A 16283-nucleotide genomic window follows, 5' to 3' on the forward strand; every position below is an offset into this window, starting at 1 on the left:
GAGCGTTGTCGGCGCTCTAGCGACAGTCCCTCCCCCGCCCAGCGGGGGAGGTTAGGTGGGGGTCTAACTCCGCCCCCTCACATACCGAGATACGCCTGCCGCACCTCGTCGTTGCCCAGCAGATCCTGGCCGCTGCCTTCCATCACGACGCGGCCGGTCTGGATGACGTAGCCGCGGTCGGCGATCTCCAGCGCGCGGTGGACGTTCTGTTCGACCAGCAGCACGGTGATGCCGCGCCGACGGATCAGTTGGATGGTCTCGAAGATGCGGGTGACCAGCTTCGGCGCCACGCCCCAGGAGGGCTCGTCCAGCATCAGCAGGTCGGGCTGGCTCATCAGGCCGCGGCACATCGCCAGCATCTGCTGCTCGCCGCCCGACAGGGTGCCGGCCTGCTGGCGGCGGCGTTCGCCGAGCACGGTGAAGGTGTCGTAGGCGAATTGGAGCGTTTGCTCGCGTTTGGCCGCATCGCTGGTGGTGAAGCCGCCGAGCATCAGGTTCTGTTCCACCGTCAGGCGCGGGAACAGGCGGCGGCCTTCCGGCACCAGCACCAGCCCGCGCTTCACCCGCTCATGGGCGGGGACGGACGAGATGTCCTGGCCTTTCAGCAGGATCGAGCCGCCGTCGAGAGCGTTCAGCCCGGCGACGGCGCGCAGGGTGGTGGATTTGCCGTTGCCGTTGCCGCCGACCAGCGCGACGATCTCCCCCTTGTTCAGGGTCAGGCTGATGTCGCGGATGGCCGGGACGCGGCGATAGCTGGACTGGATGTTGCGGACCTGCAGCATCGCCTCGCCCTGCGGTACGGCGGCGACGGGGCGGACGGGTTCGGACAGCGTCGGTTGAAGCATCGTCTCACTCCCCCAGATAGGCGGCGATCACCGCGGGATTCTCGGCGATCTGGGCCGGGGTGCCGTCGGCGATCTTGGCACCGTAATCCAGCACGAGCATCCGGTGGGCGATCGGCATGATGCCCTCCATCACATGTTCGACGATGATGCTGGCGATGCCGCGCTGGTGGATGCGGTGGACCAGGGCCGACGCCTCGCGCACCTCGGTCGGGTTGAGGCCGGCCATCACCTCGTCCAGCAGGATCAGCTTCGGTTCGGTGGCGAGCGCACGGGCGACCTCCAGCCGCTTCTGCTCCGACACCGTCAGGTCGGACGCCGGGGTGTCCGCCCGGTGCGACAGTCCGACGAAGTCCAGCTCCGCCTCCGCCCGCTCGCGCGCCTCGGCCACCCGCTTGTTGCGCAGCATGGCGCCGACCATCACGTTCTCCCGCGCCGTCATCGACTGGAAGACGCGGACGATCTGGAAGGTGCGGGCGATGCCCAGCGCCGCCGCGGCCTCCGGCGTCGAACCGGTGATGTCCTGCCCTTCGAAGGCGATGCGGCCGGAGGTGGGGGTGTGGAAGCCGGCCAGGCAGTTGAACAGGGTGGTCTTGCCGGCGCCGTTCGGGCCGATCAGCCCGATGATCTCGCCGTGATGGACGATGAAGCTGATGTCGCGGTTGGCGATCAGTCCGTCGAAGGCCTTGCCCAGGCCGTCCACGGCAAGGAGGGGGGCGGTGTTCACGGACGGATCTCCTTGGCGCTGGTCTCGCCCCCGGCCGGCTTGGCGCCGGGCAGATGGCGGCCCAAATGGCGATGCAGGTCGCCCAGCAGGCCGAGCACGCCGGACGGGCTGAACACGGCGACCAGGATGATCATGGCGGCGTAGATGATCATGTCGGTGCCGGAGCCGGTGCTGCCGAACAGGGTGCGGCTGTATTCCTCGATGGTGATGAGGATGACGGCGCCCAGCACCGGCCCCGTCAGCCGGCCCACCCCGCCGAGGATGGCGATCAGCGCGATCTTGATCGAGATCGTCGTCGCGAACACCGAACCCGGATCGATGAACATCTCCTTCTGGGCGTAGAAGCTACCGCCCATCGCCGTCAGGAAGGCCGACACTGTGAGCGCGATCAGCTTGTAGCGGGTCAGGCTGACGCCCAGCGCGCGGGCCGCTTCCGGCTCGTCCTTGATGGCACGGAAATAATAGCCGATATGGCTGCGCTCGATCGCCCAGGACACCAGCACCGTCAGCACCAGCAGCCCGAGGATGACGTAGTAGTAGGGCAGCTTCGACAGGAAGATCAGCACGCCCCAGCCGCTCTGGTCCATCGGCAGGTAGAGGCCGACGGCCCCTTCGAGGGCGTCGCTGTTGGTGACCAGGATCTGCATGATCTCCGCCACCGCGATGGTCGCCATGGCGAAATAATGCCCCTTCAGCCGGAAGCAGGGCCAGCCCATGGCGAGCGCGAAGGCCGCCGCCACCAACCCGCCGGCGAGCGCGCCGATCCACGGCGTCAGCCCCAGCGTCAGCAGCAGCATGGTCGAGGTGTAGGCGCCGATGCCGTAGAACACGGCATGGCCCAGGGAGACCTGACCGGCATAGCCGCCGACGATGTTCCAGGCGACGCCCATCTGGGCGCCCATCAGGATCAGGATCAGGAAGTTCTGCTGCGACGGCTCGGTGACCGCCAGGGGCAGCAGGGCGGCGAGCGCCAGCAGGGCGATGGTGCCGACGCCCTTGCGCGAGAGGATGGTTGCGGTCGTCATCAGGCTTTCCCCAGCAGGCCGCGCGGACGCACCAGCAGCACGATCAGCAGCAGCGACAGCACGATGGCGGTCTTGTATTCCGGACCGATCAGGAAGCCGCCCAGCACCTCGATCAGCCCGACGATGATGCCGGCCAGGAAGGCACCGGTGACGCTGCCGAAGCCGCCCAGCACGACCACCACGAAGGCGATCAGGATGAAGTTCGATCCCACCTCCGGGAAGATCGGGAAGAAGGTGGCGATCAGCCCGCCGGCCAGACCGGCGCAGGCGGCGCCGATGCCCCAGGCCAGCGCGAACATCTTCTGGCCGTCGATGCCCATCAGGGTGGCCGCCTCACGGTCGATGGCGGTGGCCTCCAGCGCGGTGCCGAGCCGGGTGCGGTGCAGGAACATCCATAGGGCGCCGGTCACGCCCACCGCGCCCAGGGCGGCGACGAACTGCGGCAGGCCGAATTGGACGGAGCCGAGCGCGATGTTGCCGCTGACGAGGCTGTGCGGGATCAGCCGGTGATCGGGCTTCCAGAAGAACTGCGCCAACCCGCGCAGCAGGATCATCAGGCCAAAGGTCGCGAAGATCTGCGACAGCATCGGTGCCTTCAGGATGCGGCGGATCACCGTCTGGTAGACGATGACGCCGACCGCGAACAGCAGCAACGCCGTCAGGGGAAGCGCCACGATCGGGTCGATGGCGAAGATGGCGAAGGCCCAGAAGCTGGCATACATGCCGAGCATCAGGAATTCGCCATGGGCGAAATTGACGATGTCCATCACGCCGAAGATCAGCGTCAGGCCGACTGCGACCAGGGCGTAGATCAGCCCGATCAGCAGGCCCGAGACGAGCACTTGGATGAGAATGTCTGCGGTCATTGCCGCGCCCCCTTACGCTCAAGGGTGGGCCGGAGGAACTGTGCGGGAAAATCCCCTTTCCCATCCTGGAAAGGGTGGCGCCAATGGCGCCGGGCGGGAGATGCATCGTGGATCGAAGCGCGGAACCGACGGGACATCTCCGAAGCCCTACCCGCCGCCAAGCGACGGGCTCCCCCTTTTCCAGGACGGGAAAGGGTAAGCAGCAGCCCGATGAAAGAAGCGGTGGTCAGCGGCCGTCCCAGGCCGGCATCGGGTAGACGACCGGCTTGGTCGCCACGTCGAACGGCCAGACCGTCACGTACTGCCCGCCCTGCACCTGGACGATGATGCCCGTGCCCAGCTCGTTCTGGCCGCTGGCGTCGAACTTGACGCCCTTCCACGGCATGATCAGGCCGCTGGCCGGGATGTCCGTCTTCTGCAGAGCCTCGCGGATCGCGTCGGGCTTGGTCGAGCCGGCGCGGTCCAGCGCATCGGCCAGCACGGCGATGCCGGTGAAGGCGCGGGCCGAGTTGCCGTTGAAATTGACGCCGGAGCGCTTCTGCATCAGGTCGTTGACCTGTTTGATCAGCGGGTTGCGTTCGGCCTGATCGAGCGCCCAGACCTCGCGGCTGATGACGAACTCGCCATCCTTGCCCATGGTCTTCAGGAACTCGCTGTCGTTGAAGCCGGCGTCGTTGGCCAGCAGCATCTTCGGCAGGAAGCCCAGCTCCTTGTAGGTCTTCATCGACAGGATGGCGTCGCCGAGATAGCTCGACTGCATGATGACGGCCGGGGCGGACGCCTTGATCCGCTGCACCTCGGACGTCATCTGGGTGGTCTTGGCCGGGTAGAGGATCTTCTCGGCGATGGTGAACTTCTGCTCTTCGGACAGCTTCACCTGGAGCTTGGTCGTCTCGTTGCCCCACAGCGTGTTCTCGTTGAACAGCGCGATGTTGCGCAGCTTGTCGCCGGTCTTCTTCTCCATGTCGCCGAGGAAGGTGAAGAAGTTGCCGACGAACAGGTCGTCATGCGGGGTGGTGCGGAAGAACCATTTGAACTTGCGCTGGGTCAGCGAGGCCGAGGAGGATTCGCCGTTCAGGAACGGCACGCCGTAGCGTTCGGCGACCTGACTCGCGGTGGCGGTGACGTTGGAGAAATAGGCGCCGGTCAGCGCCACGACCTTCTCGCTGGTGATCAGGCGCTCGGCCTCGGTGGCGCCGACCTGCGGGTTGCCCTGGTGGTCGCCGAAGATCAGCTTGATCTTGGCACCCTTCAGGTTCGGCAGGCCGATGCCGGCGACCAGACCCGGCGGGGCGGGAATTTCCTTGTTGACGATGGCGGCGGCCAGTTCGGCGGCGGCCTTCAGCTCGACGCCGGTGGAGGCGGCGGCACCGGTCAGCGGATAGATCACGCCGATGCGGATTTCGTCCTCGGCATGGGCCGGAGCGGCGCCGAAGCCGATGCCAGTGAGCGCGGTCGTGGTCAGCAGGGCCGCGGCGGCAAGCATATGCTTGAGGGTCCGGCGGCGGGTGGGGGACTTGATCTCGGCCCGGGCATCGGGCGTACGGGTGGGTTCGGTGATCGCTGCCGCGAACCGCATCGTGGTTCTCCTCTGTTCAGTGCCTTGGTGGCTTGCGGCGCTTGCCTTTGCGGCTGGTTGGGTGCGCCTCTGACAGGATGATGACACGAACAGTCTTAGGTGCGTCCAATCGTAAGTTTTGATCTGGATTGATAACCAGGAGCGATCAATCACCTGCTAATACGCGCCGGCTCAGTCCGCGGCACGCGGAGCCTCGTTGCCGGTGGCCGCCTCGTAATCGGCGGCCACCGCAGCCGCCAGATCGGCGACGACCGAGGCCATGTGGTTCTCGGCCGTGGCGGAATGGGCGGCACAGAAGGTCATCCCCAGCGGAGGCGCCTGCGACCGGATCAACCGTAGCGTGCCCTCCGCCAGCTCCCGCTGAACGATGGCGGTCGGGATCACGCTGACGCCGACCGCGTCCACCGCCATGCGGACGACGCTGGCGAGCGAGCTGTTGCCGAACATCCGCACCTGCAGGCCGATGGAGGTGAACAGCTCGCGGATCACGCCGTAGGGTTGGGTGGTGCGGGAGAAGGTGATGATCGGCCAAGCCGCGAGATCGCTGAGCGAGACCGGCTCCGCCGGCAGGGGCAGCGCCGGGCTCACCACCCAGCCCAGCGGGTAGTTGCCGACCGGTACGGTCCTGAACCGCACGTCGGTGTAGGAGGCCAGCATCACCGCCACGTCGAGTTCATGCCGGGCCAGCGCATCGCGCAGGCTGGGAGAGGTTTCCACCTCGATCTCCAAAGACACGGCGGGATAGAGCGCGTTCAGCCGCTCGATCAGCTGGCTGAGCCAGGTGTGGACCACCGTCTCCGCCACGCCGAGCCGGATGACGCCGCGGATGGCGCTGCGGTCCGCCACGGCGGTCAGCAGCTCCGACTTCAGCGCCATCATCTTCTCGGCATAGGTCAGCAGGACCATCGCCTGCGGCGTCGGCGCCACCCGTCGGCCGACGCGGTCGAACAGCACGACGCCCAGCTCGTCCTGAAGCTGGGCGATACGGGCGGAGACCGCCGGCTGGGTGGTGTTCAGCCGTTCGGCCGCCCGGCGGAAACCGCCGAGCCGCATCGTCCAGATGAAGGTCTCCAGCGACTTCAGGTCCAGCATGCCTCACCCATCCCCGTTCAGGACCATCGCACACCGCACCGTCATCGCCGGTGAGTCAGTCCTGGCCGTCCAGCGTCGCCAGTTCAGCCTCGACCGCCACCAAACGCTCCCGCAGCCGGTCGCGTTCCGCCTCCAGGGCCTCGCGGCGGCCGACATGGTCAATGGCCTTGTTCCGCAGGTCGCGCTTGAACCGCACGATCTCCGGCCGGGTGACGTCGGGACGGATCAGGTTGCGCTGATCCGCCAGCCGCAGCTGCTCGCTGGTCAGGGTGGCAAGCTGGTAGACCGTAGCATAGCTGGGCGGCAGCTTCGGTCCCGGCAGGCGCCCGCTGTCGACAGCCTCCGCCACCATGCGCAGCTGGTAGGCGACCTGATAGCCGAAGGGCAGCTCGTTCTCCACCATCGCCTGGAACTCACCGTGCGGCAGGCGTGCCCGCGCCTGGACCAGATAGCGGCCGATCAGCAGGAACTTCTCCTGCGCGCTGCGCCAGAGGGTGGAGATTTCCTGGACGAACTCCTCGCGCCGGACGAGGTCGACGGTCGCCTCCGACATGCGCTCGATCCGCTCGTCCACTGCGATGTGGCGACGGGCCTGGGCCTTCGAGACCTGTTTGAATCCGCTCATTGCGCCAGCTCCAGTTCGTGGCGGACGAAGGCCCAGACGCCGGCGACATGCTCGGCTCCCTTGCCGCCCTTCAGTTCAAGCAAGCCGAGCCCGCGGCCGGCGGTGAACTGGATGTCCTCGTAATCCGGGACCTCGACCGGGCAGATCCGGCCGTCGTCCAGCAGCTTCCTCTGCGCCTCGGTGAAGCCGCGGGTGCGCGGCTTCACGCGGTTCATGACGAAGGCCGCGTTCTTGCCGTAGCGGCGGACGAAGCGCATCCAGGGCCGGACGGAATCGAGGTCGTCGTCGCTCTGGCCGGTCGGCACCACGATCAGGTCGGAGGACAGGGCCAGCAGCTTGAACTCTTCCGGATGGTCCTCGATCGAGGGCGGCGTGTCGATCACCAGCAGGTCGAAGCCCGCGATGCCGTCGAGCGCCGCACGGATGTCGGCCGGGGTCATCCCCGCTTCGAAATGGGTGATGGACGCCATGCCGTCCGGACGCTTGGCGAACCACTTGGTCAGGCTGCGCTGCGGATCAAGGTCGAGCGTCGCCACCGCGCACCCGTCGAGCGCCGCCGCCACCGCGATGTTGCGGCTGAGCGTCGTCTTGCCGATCCCGCCCTTCGGGCCATTGACCAGCAAGCGCTTCACCGGCACGTGTCCCGTGTCGTTGCCCATTCCCATGCCCCTTTTCGCCATCGGCTGTCGGCCCCTTTTACCAAAGCGCGGCCATGGCGCAAATCTAAGACGTGTCTTAACTTCGTACACGCCTCCACAGGGTGTCGTCCCTGCCACAGACAATGCCCTTAAGACAGAAGCAGTTCCATCATCGCATCCGACGTACGGCCGATGCCAGCACCGGACGCAGCAGCCCGGATGCACTGCCGCTTCCCGTCTCACCGCTCCGTTCCCCAGCCATCGCGATGGCGCGCAGCCGGTCGGCCAAGGCCCGCTCCGCGGTACAGGCCTCCTCGCACAGGGCGCGGATCTCGGCGATGCTCGGCCGCCATTTGCGGGTTCGCCGCCATCTGCGCGCCGCCTGGTCGATGGCCCAGGCGGGAAACTCTCCCAGATCGTCCGCCCAATCCATCGCGAGCAATTGCTCCACCTCCGGGGTCGTCGCCTTCGCCGGGAAATGGCTGAGCAGGGCCAGCACGCGGCCGAGCAGATGGTTGGCCGATGCCGGCGCCAGGATGCTCTCGTCGATCTCGGTGAGCGCCTGCCGGGCCAAGGCGGCGTGGCGCGGCGTCACTCCGTCCGGCGGCGTCCAGTCCTCCACCACATCGGCGAAGCCATCTTCGGTGAAGCGGCTGTGGCGCCCGACCTGCCCGCAATCGAGCAACCGCTGCAGAGGTTCCGGCAACGCGTCGCGCAGCATCCGGCTGCGCAAGCCGGGCGCCATCGCCGGGTCGAAGGGCAGTGGCAGGCTTGGCGGAACCGGGCTGGATGCGGGGAACGGGTGCAGGTTGCTCATGCGATCCCCCAGGGGCTGGCGGCGGTGGTGGAAGACGTGGACAGGGCGGCCGCGGAGTGTCCGGTCGCGGATTGGCCAACCGGCTGCCCTCCGTTCAAACGGGCGGCGACGCTTGCCCAGGCGGACAGGCGCTGTTCGGCGCCGGCTGCTGCAGTCGGCATGACGGGACGGGAGCCGGCCCGTCCGGCCCTGCCATCCGGTGCGCGGACCGTTGCCGCGGGCCGTTGCTCCATGCGGGCGGTGACACGCGCCATGTCCTGGAGGAGCCAGGAGCGCCACGCCGCGGCAGGATCGCGGTACCGGTAGCCATGGGCGCGGCATTGCTGGACGAAGCGTTCGGCGTGTCTCCCGACATCGACCTCCGGGAACTGCGCCGTCGCCCATTGGCGATCGGTCGGGGCCGGCACCCAATCCTGGGGAACGGGTTCCGCCGGAGTTGTCTCATGCTCGTCCGCACGCCGGTGGAGCGTGTCTGGAATCTGTTCTGGTTCAGGCTGTTCGTGACTCGCTGCTGAACAGGGGGAGTCCGCCGGCGAGTCAACGGGGCTGTCCACCCCTGCACCATCCGTGGCGGCGTTCCCGGCAAGCAGAACCAGCCGGTAGCGGCAGCTCAGCCTGCCGCCGTTGGCGGACCGGCGATGTTCGATGCCGACCAGCTCGAGCGCTTCCAGCCGGCCCAGGATACGATTGACGGTCGGCCGGCTGCGTTTCAGCTTTTCCGCCAGCGTCGCCTGCGACGGCCAGCACACCCCGGCCTCGTCGGCGTAGGTGCTGAGCGCGGCCAGTACGGCAAGGCCGTCGGCGTCGAGATCGGGGTGGTCGAGCCACCAGGCCGGGATCCGGCCCCAACGGTTCTGCCCGCTGCGGTTCGGGGGCGTGCTGCTCGCTTTCGTGCTGTTCCGGGTCATCTGTGGCGATACTCCTCCGCGCAATTGGCCGCATCGGCGGCGGTCGCGATTGGATCGGAGGATTCGAAGCGATCCGCGGCAGAGTCGAATCGCGAGCCGCAACTCCATGGTCCCTCCATGGAGCGGCAACCCGCGGATCCTGAGTGACAGCCCGCGACCTTGAAGCCTCTGCCCGCGACCATGGAGCGTCAGCCCGCGATGCCGCGCCGAATCGGGATCCTGGTGCTTTTGGTCGCGGTCATGGAGCCATTGCCCGCGATTGCGCCTTGGCTGCCCCCCACGATCCTGGAGCGACAGCCCGCGATTGCCCGCCCCGGGGGGATCGGCGGACAATTCCGCCGTCCCCTCGCTCGCGCGACATGCCCATGGAGTGGTAGCCCGCGGTTCCGCTGCCCAGGCCGGCCATGTCCGGGCGCCGATTCTCTCCGATTCTTCAAGGAGTCGCGGGATTGTGGCCCGGGAGGGCACGGCTTGGGACCCAATCGCGGGCTATCGCTCCATGACTGCGGGCCGTTGCTCCATCATCGCGGGGTGCGGCACCATATCCGCGGGCTGTCGCTCCATCCCGGATGCGGTAGTTTCTCCGGGTTCTGTTGCACCGGCGGGACCGGCGCGCCATGGTTACTCCCGACCCTCGGAGACGTTCATGACCAAGATGGCCCCGACCAGCGCCGCGCAACTCATCCTGTTCGAGCTGGAAGACCGTTCGCAATCGCACCTGATCGCGCTCTACGATCTGGCGCCGCGGTTCGTGTTCGTCTCCCGCGACAACGACAAGGAAAAGGCGGCCAAGGACAAGGGCGAGCTGGTCACCAAGGACAACTTCATCAAGTCGGTGCGGCGCGAGTTCGCCTTCCGCGGCCGCAACTACCGTCTGACCGTGCAGCCGGCCCGTATCGACCGGCTGAGCACGGCGAAGAAGGACGACCGCGCGCCCGGCGGCGGACCGGATCTGGTCGAGGTCGAGATCTTCCCGTCGGAGCGCGAGCAGGTGGTGGAGCAGGTCGTCCGCCGCCTCGCCATGGACCGCTCCCGCCTGTCGCTGACCGGCGAGAACCGCGACAAGGTGCAGATGCGCTTCAGCCTCTACGAGATCCAGCGGGAGCTGCGGGCGGTCAACCACACCCTGTCGATCCAGGACATCCGCGAATCGCTGACCATCCTGGCGCGCTCCCGCATCATCATCTCGACCGGCAGCAGCGCCGAACCGGGGAAGAAGAGCCGCGGGCAGAACCTGCTGGAATCGACCGCCTTCCCGGTGCTGGCAATCCGCTCGCGCCCGGATCTGGTGGACGAGGACGGCGGGGTCGAGGAGACCTACCTGGAGTTCAACCCGCTGGTCTCCGCCGCCATCCGCGATCTGGAGTTCAAGCCGGTCTCTTACGCTTGGCTGATGAAGCTGAAGTCGCCGGTGTCGCGCTGGCTCTACAACCGCCTGTCGATCGAATACGACACCGCCGACGACGAGGCGAAGCCGGTGTCGATCAGCGCCGACGAGATCATCAAGAACAGCGGCATGAACGAGTGGTCGCGCCGCCGCGACACGCTGCGGGTGGTGACATCCGCCGTCGATGCGCTGGTGGAGGAGGGGATCCTCGACGTCGCCGACAAGGAATACACCAAGGTCGGCAAGCGCATCGACGCCATCGATTATGTGCTGGCGCCGTCGCAGAAGTTCCTGGATCAGGTGCGCCGCGGCCGCCGCGTGCAGATCACCAACATCGACCTGCTCAAGCAGATCGTCGGCAACGCCATGCGCCCCGACGGTTTCGTCCCCCTGAAAGCCGGCGAGGTGGCGGACATGCGTCACAAGCGGGCCAAGCGGCTGGCCGACCCGGCCAAGCCGGAGCAGCCATCCTTGCCGCTACCGAAGGAATAGCGCGTCGCCGGGGTGTCAGCGTGTCAGCAGGCGCCGCGCCAGCAGCGTGACCGCGGTCCCGAGCAGGGCGCCGGCCAGCACGTCGGATGCCCAATGCCGGTGCTTGACCACCCGCCCGCTGGCCAGGGCCGCCGCAGTTCCGTAGATCATCAGACTTTGCGTCGGCGACCGGCTGACCGTGGCGAGTGCGGTCGCCGCGGCGAAGGCGCTCGCGGCATGGCCCGACGGCAGCGACCTTGCGCTGATCTTCTTTTTCGGCCGCCGGCGCGGCGCGCATTCGTCGGGACGGCGGCGCTTGACGTAGCGTTTGATTGAGCGGCTGGCGGTCGCCGTCGCCACCAGCCCAAGGACGCCGACGCTGCCGGCGCGGCGTAGATCCTCCTGCCCGGTCAACAGCCCGACAATTCCGGCGATGGCGAAGCTGGGGATCAGGACCGGCCGCTTTATGACGTAATGGCCCGCGGTTGCCAGCACGCGGCTCATCGGCCCCGGATCGCAGGTGACGATGTCGTGGACCTGGGCGTCCAGCGCATCGACCGCTGTCAGGGCGGGTTGCAGGACGGCGGGGGCGGGGCGTCCGCCATAGCCGATGCCACCGCCGGGATTCTCGATGCCGCTCCTGTCGCCGATGACGCCAGCGGTGAAGTCACTGTCTATGATTTCGCTCAAGACCGATCCCCTGCCTCCTCGCGCCCTGGCATGGGCGCCGCAGGGGAACGCGGTGGAAGCGGGGTCGGTTCCATGCCCCAACCTGTCGGATCGATGTTCCACTCTCAACAAGACATCCCATACGATGTGATCTGCATTGTCCTGCGTAAGGGTTCCACCCATAATCACTCGAATGAAGAGAGCTGTTCTCGACACAAACATTCTGACCGCAGGCTTGCGTAGCCGGCAGGGAGCCTCCTTTGCGGTGCTGAGTCTCCTTGCCGATGGACAATTCATTGCGTTGGTGACCACCGCCCTGTTCCTGGAATACGAGGCGGTGTTGAAGCGGCCCGAGCAGCGTGAGGTTCACGGACTCAGCGAGGCGGATCTGGATGGGCTGCTCAGCGAATTGGCCGCAGTTCTGGAGCCTGTTGACGTGCGGTTCACATGGCGGCCCCAACTTTCCGATCCGGCCGACGAGATGGTGCTGGAGGCGGCGGTCAACGGCCGGGCGGACGTTCTGGTAACCCACAACGTCCGGGACTTTGCCAGCGCCGCGCCGCGGTTTGGCATACCAGTTCTTCGGCCGGCAGAGTTCCTGCGAGGAGTAACGCTATGAGCAAGGCGACCTATCCCCTCAAGTTGCCCGCGTCCGTCAAGGACGCCGCTGCCCGGTTGGCCCGTGAGGATGGCGTGTCACTGAACCAGTGGATCGCCGCGGCTGTGGCCGAGAAGGTCGGTGCCGTTGAAACGGCTGCCTCCTTCCTGAAGGCCCGTGCCGATACCGCGACCGGCTCGGGCCTGCGGTCATTCCTGGATCGGGTGCCGGACAGACCGCCCCAGACGGGTGACGAACTGGAACGGTAACACCCGCAAGGAAGCGGCTCCGGCTAACGGCGCCGCCCCATGCCGTCACGATGGGATCAGCCCTGCGCCGGCCGCCAGCCGGCGAAGGCCTCCAGTACCGCTGCCAGGACCCGTTGCAGTTTTTCCGCCCGGTCGGGGCGGTAGGCGAAAGGCGGCGCCTCCTCGTCCATGTAGCTGTCCTGGGTCAGCTCCATCTGCAAGGCATGGACGTTGTCGGCCGGACGGCCGAAATGGCGGGTGATGTGGCCGCCGACGAAGCGGCCGTCGGCGACGCAGGTCAGCCCCTCCGCCGCCGAGGCGCGTTCCATCGCCGCAACGACACCGGCGATCAGACCCGGATCGGCGCTGGTGCCCCGCGCGGTGCCGAGGTTCAGGTCGGGCAGCCGGCCATCGAACAGGCGCGGCACATGGCTGCGGATCGAATGGGCGTCATAGAGCAGGGCGAAGCCGTGGCGCTCCTTCACCCGCGCCAGTTCCGCCGCAAGAGCGTCGTGGTAGGGCCGCCAGTAGCCCTCCACCCGCTGCGCCACCTCGGCCGCGTCGGGCGCCCGACCCTCGCGGTAAAGCGGCGTGCCGTCGAACAATACGTCCGGGCACAGGCCGGTGGTCGCCTGTCCGGGATAGAGGCTCTCGCCGGTCGAGGACCGGTTGAGGTCGACGACATAGCGGGAATAGCGGGCGCTGATCAGCGTCGCGCCCATGCCGCCAGCGAAACCGTACAGGCGCGGGATGTGCCAGTCGGTGTCGCGCAGGGTCAGCGCCTCTTCCGTCAGCCGATCGGCCAGACCGGGGGACAGTTCGGTGCCGCAATGGGGCATGCTGATGACCAGCGGGCCGTCGCCTTGCACCAGATCGAAGATGGTGTCGCTCATTGTGCGGTCTCCAGGGATACCGGCATCAGATGGTCGAGCGACCCGTCGCGCACCAGGGCGCCGATGGCGGCCAGATCCGGGGCGAAGTAGCGGTCGACCTCGTAGCGCGGCACCTGGGCGCGGATGGTGGCGATGGCCTGCTCCAGCCGTTCCGTGGTCTTCAGCGGGCGATGGAACTCCAGCCCCTGAATCGCGGCCAAAAGCTCTATACCGACGATGTCGGCGACATTGCCGGCGATGTCGCCCAGCCGCCGTGCCGCGAAGGTCGCCATGCTGACATGGTCCTCCTGGTTGGCGGAGGTCGGCAGGCTGTCGACGCTGGCGGGGTGGGCCAGCGTCTTGTTCTCCGACGCCAGGGCGGCGGCGGTGACGTGGGCGATCATGAAGCCGGAGTTCAGCCCCGGCTCCGCCACCAGGAAGGGCGGCAGGCCGCTGATGGTGGTGTCGATCAGCATGGCGATGCGGCGTTCGGCGAGCGCGCCGATCTCCGACGCGGCGATGGCGAGCTGGTCGGCGGCCATCGCCACCGGCTCCGCGTGGAAGTTGCCGCCGGATAGCACCTCTTCGGTGTCGACCAGAACCAGCGGGTTGTCGGTGACTCCGTTGGCTTCGATCACCAGCGTGCGCGCCGCCTGCCGCATCTGGTCGAGCACCGCGCCCATCACCTGCGGCTGGCAGCGCAGGCTGTAGGGGTCCTGCACCCGGTGGCAGTCGGGGCCCTGGTGGCTGGCGTTCAACTCGCTGCCGGCCAGCATGTCGCGGAAGGCGGCGGCGACGGCGATCTGGCCGGGTTGGCCGCGCAGCGCGCTGATGCGGGCGTCGAAGGGCCGGTGGCTGCCCATCACCGCCTCAACCGACAGGGAGCCGGCGACCAGCGCCGCCTTGAAGGTGCGCTCGATCTCGAACAGGCCGGCGAGCGCCAGGCCGGTCGAGACCTGGGTGCCGTTGATCAGCGCCAGACCTTCCTTGGCCTTCAGGTCGAAGACCGGCAGCCCGGCGATGCGCAGCCCCTCCTCCGCCGGCAGGGTCTCGCCCTTGACCCGGACATGGCCGATACCGAGTAGCACGCCGCACAGATGGGCCAGCGGCGCCAGATCGCCCGACGCGCCGACGGAACCCTTGCCCGGCACCACCGGCAGTACATCGGCCTGATAGAGCTTCAGCAGCGCATCGACCAGCGCCGGACGGACGCCGGACGCGCCGACGGCGAGGCTGACCGCCTTGATGACCAGGATCAGCCGCACCACGCCATCGGCCAGCGGGGCGCCGACGCCGGTGGCGTGCGACAGGATCAGGTTGCGTTGCAGCTTTTCCAGGTCGCTCGCCGCGATGTGGGTGTGGGCCAGCTTGCCGAAGCCGGTATTGACGCCGTAGACCGCCTCGTCGCCGCCGGCGATCTTATCGATCAGCGCGCGCGAGCGCTCCATCCGCGGATAGGCCGCCGGGTCGAGCGTCAGGGCCGGACGGTCGCGGTAGATGCTGCGCAGCGTGTCGAGCGACAGCGCGCCCGGAACCAGAGTGATGGTCTCGCTCATCCCAGAAGTCTCCCAAGTGTCTTTTTGAAGCGGTCGGCGATCTCGTCCTCGCGCGGGTGGCGACGATCGCGGACGACGGCGCGTCCGGCGATCACCACGTCCCGGACGAGGGGGGTGTTTCCGGCGAAGATCCAGCCGTCCAGCAGCGCGTCGCCCTCACGCGCCGCCAGCAGCGGGTGGTCGGTGTCGAGCACGACGATATCGGCGCGGAGGCCGGCGGCGATGCGCCCGGACTCGAAGCCGGTCGCCTGCGCGCCGCCGGCCTGGGCGTCCTCCACCAGCCGGCGGGCGGTGGAGCGGCGGGGACCGCCGGCCAGCACGGTGCGCCGTTCGCTGGTCAGCCGCGCGCCGTACTCCAGCCAGCGCAACTCCTCGACCGGGCTGACGGAGATGTGGCTGTCGGAGCCGATGCCCCAGCGGCCGCCCTGCGCCATATAGGAGTCGGCGGCGAAGAAGCCGTCGCCGAGATTGGCCTCGGTGGTCAGGCAAAGCCCGGCGATGGCGCCGCTGGCGGCGACGCCCGCCACCTCGGCTTCGGTCATGTGGGTGGCGTGGATCAGGCACCAGCGGCCGTCCACCGGCTGGGTGTCGAGCAGATGCTCCACCGGGCGGCGGCTGCGGTAGGCGACGCAATCCTCGACCTCCCGGCGCTGCTCGGCGATGTGGATGTGGATCGGGCCTTGCGGATGGGCGGCGACGATCTCGGTCAGCAACCCGTCCGGCACGGCGCGCAGCGAATGCGGGGCGATGCCGAGTTGGACGTCGTCTGCTTCGCCATAGCTGTGGCGCAGCGCCGTGGTCAGCCGGTCGAACCCTGCCCCGTCATGGATGAAGCGGCGCTGCCCGGCGGTCGGCGGCGTGCCGCCGAAGCCCGAGGCGTTGTAGAGCACCGGCAGCAGCGTGATCGGCAGTCCGGCGGTCCGCGCGGCGGCAATGGCGCGGTGGCTCATCTCCGCCGGGTCGGCGTAGGCGCCGCCGTCGCGGTCGTGGTGCAGGTAATGGAATTCGGCGATGGCGGTGAAGCCGGCCTTCAGCGTCTCGACATAGAGCTGGGCGGCGACCGCCTCGAAATCCTCCGGGGCCATGCGGTCGAGCGCGCGGTACATCACCTCGCGCCAGCTCCAGAAGCTGTCCGACCCCTCGCCGGAGGATTCGCCCATCCCGGCGATGGCGCGCTGGTGGGCGTGGGAATGCAAATTGGCAATGCCGGCGACCGCTGCTCCGGCGAAGCGCTCCGCATCGGCCGGGCAGGCGGCATCGGGCATCGCCGAGACGATCCGCCCGCGTCCGTCCGTCTCGACCAGCACGTTCTCCGCCCAGCCGTCCGGCAGCAACGCCGAGGTAAAAAACAGGTTGCTCATGG

General features: G+C 68.0%; 17 protein-coding genes. 3 read left to right on the forward strand and 14 right to left on the reverse strand.

From position 1 onward, the window contains the following. Positions 1 to 77: 77 nt before the first annotated feature. From JHL17_RS34860 to JHL17_RS34905, 10 genes are all read right to left on the reverse strand, one after another. A complete protein-coding gene (locus JHL17_RS34860; protein WP_247894039.1) occupies positions 78 to 845 on the reverse strand; it encodes an ABC transporter ATP-binding protein in 768 nt (255 codons plus the stop codon). 4 nt (positions 846 to 849) lie between these two features. Next, positions 850 to 1569, reverse strand: a complete 720-nt coding sequence (locus tag JHL17_RS34865; RefSeq protein WP_200199242.1) for an ATP-binding cassette domain-containing protein — start codon at positions 1567 to 1569, stop codon at positions 850 to 852. Next, the gene (locus JHL17_RS34870) at positions 1566 to 2594 is read right to left on the reverse strand and encodes a branched-chain amino acid ABC transporter permease (RefSeq protein ID WP_200199243.1); all 1029 of its coding nucleotides are present in this window, start codon (positions 2592 to 2594) and stop codon (positions 1566 to 1568) included. The genes JHL17_RS34865 and JHL17_RS34870 overlap by 4 nt, the downstream gene beginning before the upstream one ends. Beyond that, on the reverse strand, positions 2594 to 3460 hold the full coding sequence (locus tag JHL17_RS34875; protein WP_200199244.1) for a branched-chain amino acid ABC transporter permease: 867 nt from the start codon (positions 3458 to 3460) through the stop codon (positions 2594 to 2596). Before JHL17_RS34875 ends, JHL17_RS34870 begins: the two co-directional genes overlap by 1 nt. 226 nt (positions 3461 to 3686) lie before the next feature. Further along, the gene (locus JHL17_RS34880; protein ID WP_200199245.1) at positions 3687 to 5039 is read right to left on the reverse strand and encodes an ABC transporter substrate-binding protein; all 1353 of its coding nucleotides are present in this window, start codon (positions 5037 to 5039) and stop codon (positions 3687 to 3689) included. Positions 5040 to 5210: 171 nt separating this feature from the next. After that, a complete protein-coding gene (locus JHL17_RS34885) occupies positions 5211 to 6131 on the reverse strand; it encodes a LysR family transcriptional regulator (RefSeq protein ID WP_200199246.1) in 921 nt (306 codons plus the stop codon). A 55-nt stretch (positions 6132 to 6186) separates the two neighbouring features. Then, positions 6187 to 6756, reverse strand: a complete 570-nt coding sequence (locus tag JHL17_RS34890) for a hypothetical protein (RefSeq protein WP_200199247.1) — start codon at positions 6754 to 6756, stop codon at positions 6187 to 6189. Next, the gene (locus JHL17_RS34895) at positions 6753 to 7415 is read right to left on the reverse strand and encodes a ParA family protein (RefSeq protein WP_200199248.1); all 663 of its coding nucleotides are present in this window, start codon (positions 7413 to 7415) and stop codon (positions 6753 to 6755) included. Before JHL17_RS34895 ends, JHL17_RS34890 begins: the two co-directional genes overlap by 4 nt. Before the next feature lie 148 nt (positions 7416 to 7563). Beyond that, a complete protein-coding gene (locus JHL17_RS34900) occupies positions 7564 to 8211 on the reverse strand; it encodes a hypothetical protein (RefSeq protein ID WP_200199249.1) in 648 nt (215 codons plus the stop codon). Next, positions 8208 to 9119, reverse strand: a complete 912-nt coding sequence (locus JHL17_RS34905) for a helix-turn-helix domain-containing protein (protein WP_200199250.1) — start codon at positions 9117 to 9119, stop codon at positions 8208 to 8210. Before JHL17_RS34905 ends, JHL17_RS34900 begins: the two co-directional genes overlap by 4 nt. 646 nt (positions 9120 to 9765) lie before the next feature. Between JHL17_RS34905 and JHL17_RS34910 the strand changes: the two genes are divergently transcribed. After that, complete coding sequence (locus JHL17_RS34910) at positions 9766 to 10998, forward strand: plasmid replication protein (protein WP_200199251.1); 1233 nt, start codon at positions 9766 to 9768, stop codon at positions 10996 to 10998. A gap of 15 nt (positions 10999 to 11013) precedes the next feature. Here the strand turns inward: JHL17_RS34910 and JHL17_RS34915 are convergent, their stop codons facing one another. Continuing rightward, on the reverse strand, positions 11014 to 11667 hold the full coding sequence (locus JHL17_RS34915) for a phosphatase PAP2 family protein (RefSeq protein WP_200199252.1): 654 nt from the start codon (positions 11665 to 11667) through the stop codon (positions 11014 to 11016). 172 nt (positions 11668 to 11839) lie between these two features. Here JHL17_RS34915 and JHL17_RS34920 point away from each other — a divergent pair, with 172 nt between their 5' ends. Continuing rightward, entirely contained in the window at positions 11840 to 12265 is a 426-nt protein-coding gene (locus tag JHL17_RS34920) for a putative toxin-antitoxin system toxin component, PIN family (protein WP_200199253.1), read from the forward strand. Further along, entirely contained in the window at positions 12262 to 12513 is a 252-nt protein-coding gene (locus JHL17_RS34925; RefSeq protein WP_200199254.1) for a pilus assembly protein HicB, read from the forward strand. The genes JHL17_RS34920 and JHL17_RS34925 overlap by 4 nt, the downstream gene beginning before the upstream one ends. A 56-nt stretch (positions 12514 to 12569) precedes the next feature. On the opposite strand, the gene hutG is transcribed toward JHL17_RS34925, so the two are convergent. The 3 genes from hutG to JHL17_RS34940 are packed head-to-tail and all read right to left on the reverse strand — an operon-like array spanning position 12570 to position 16281. Next, positions 12570 to 13385, reverse strand: coding sequence for an N-formylglutamate deformylase (gene hutG, locus JHL17_RS34930; RefSeq protein WP_200199255.1), 816 nt, complete (start codon positions 13383 to 13385; stop codon positions 12570 to 12572). Then, positions 13382 to 14920, reverse strand: coding sequence for a histidine ammonia-lyase (gene hutH, locus JHL17_RS34935; protein WP_200199256.1), 1539 nt, complete (start codon positions 14918 to 14920; stop codon positions 13382 to 13384). Before hutH ends, hutG begins: the two co-directional genes overlap by 4 nt. Next, complete coding sequence (locus JHL17_RS34940) at positions 14917 to 16281, reverse strand: formimidoylglutamate deiminase (RefSeq protein ID WP_200199257.1); 1365 nt, start codon at positions 16279 to 16281, stop codon at positions 14917 to 14919. The genes hutH and JHL17_RS34940 overlap by 4 nt, the downstream gene beginning before the upstream one ends. Positions 16282 to 16283: the final 2 nt, after the last annotated feature.

Origin of the sequence: Azospirillum endophyticum (genome assembly GCF_016595245.1) — a bacterium.
GTDB classification, from domain to species: domain Bacteria; phylum Pseudomonadota; class Alphaproteobacteria; order Azospirillales; family Azospirillaceae; genus Azospirillum; species Azospirillum endophyticum.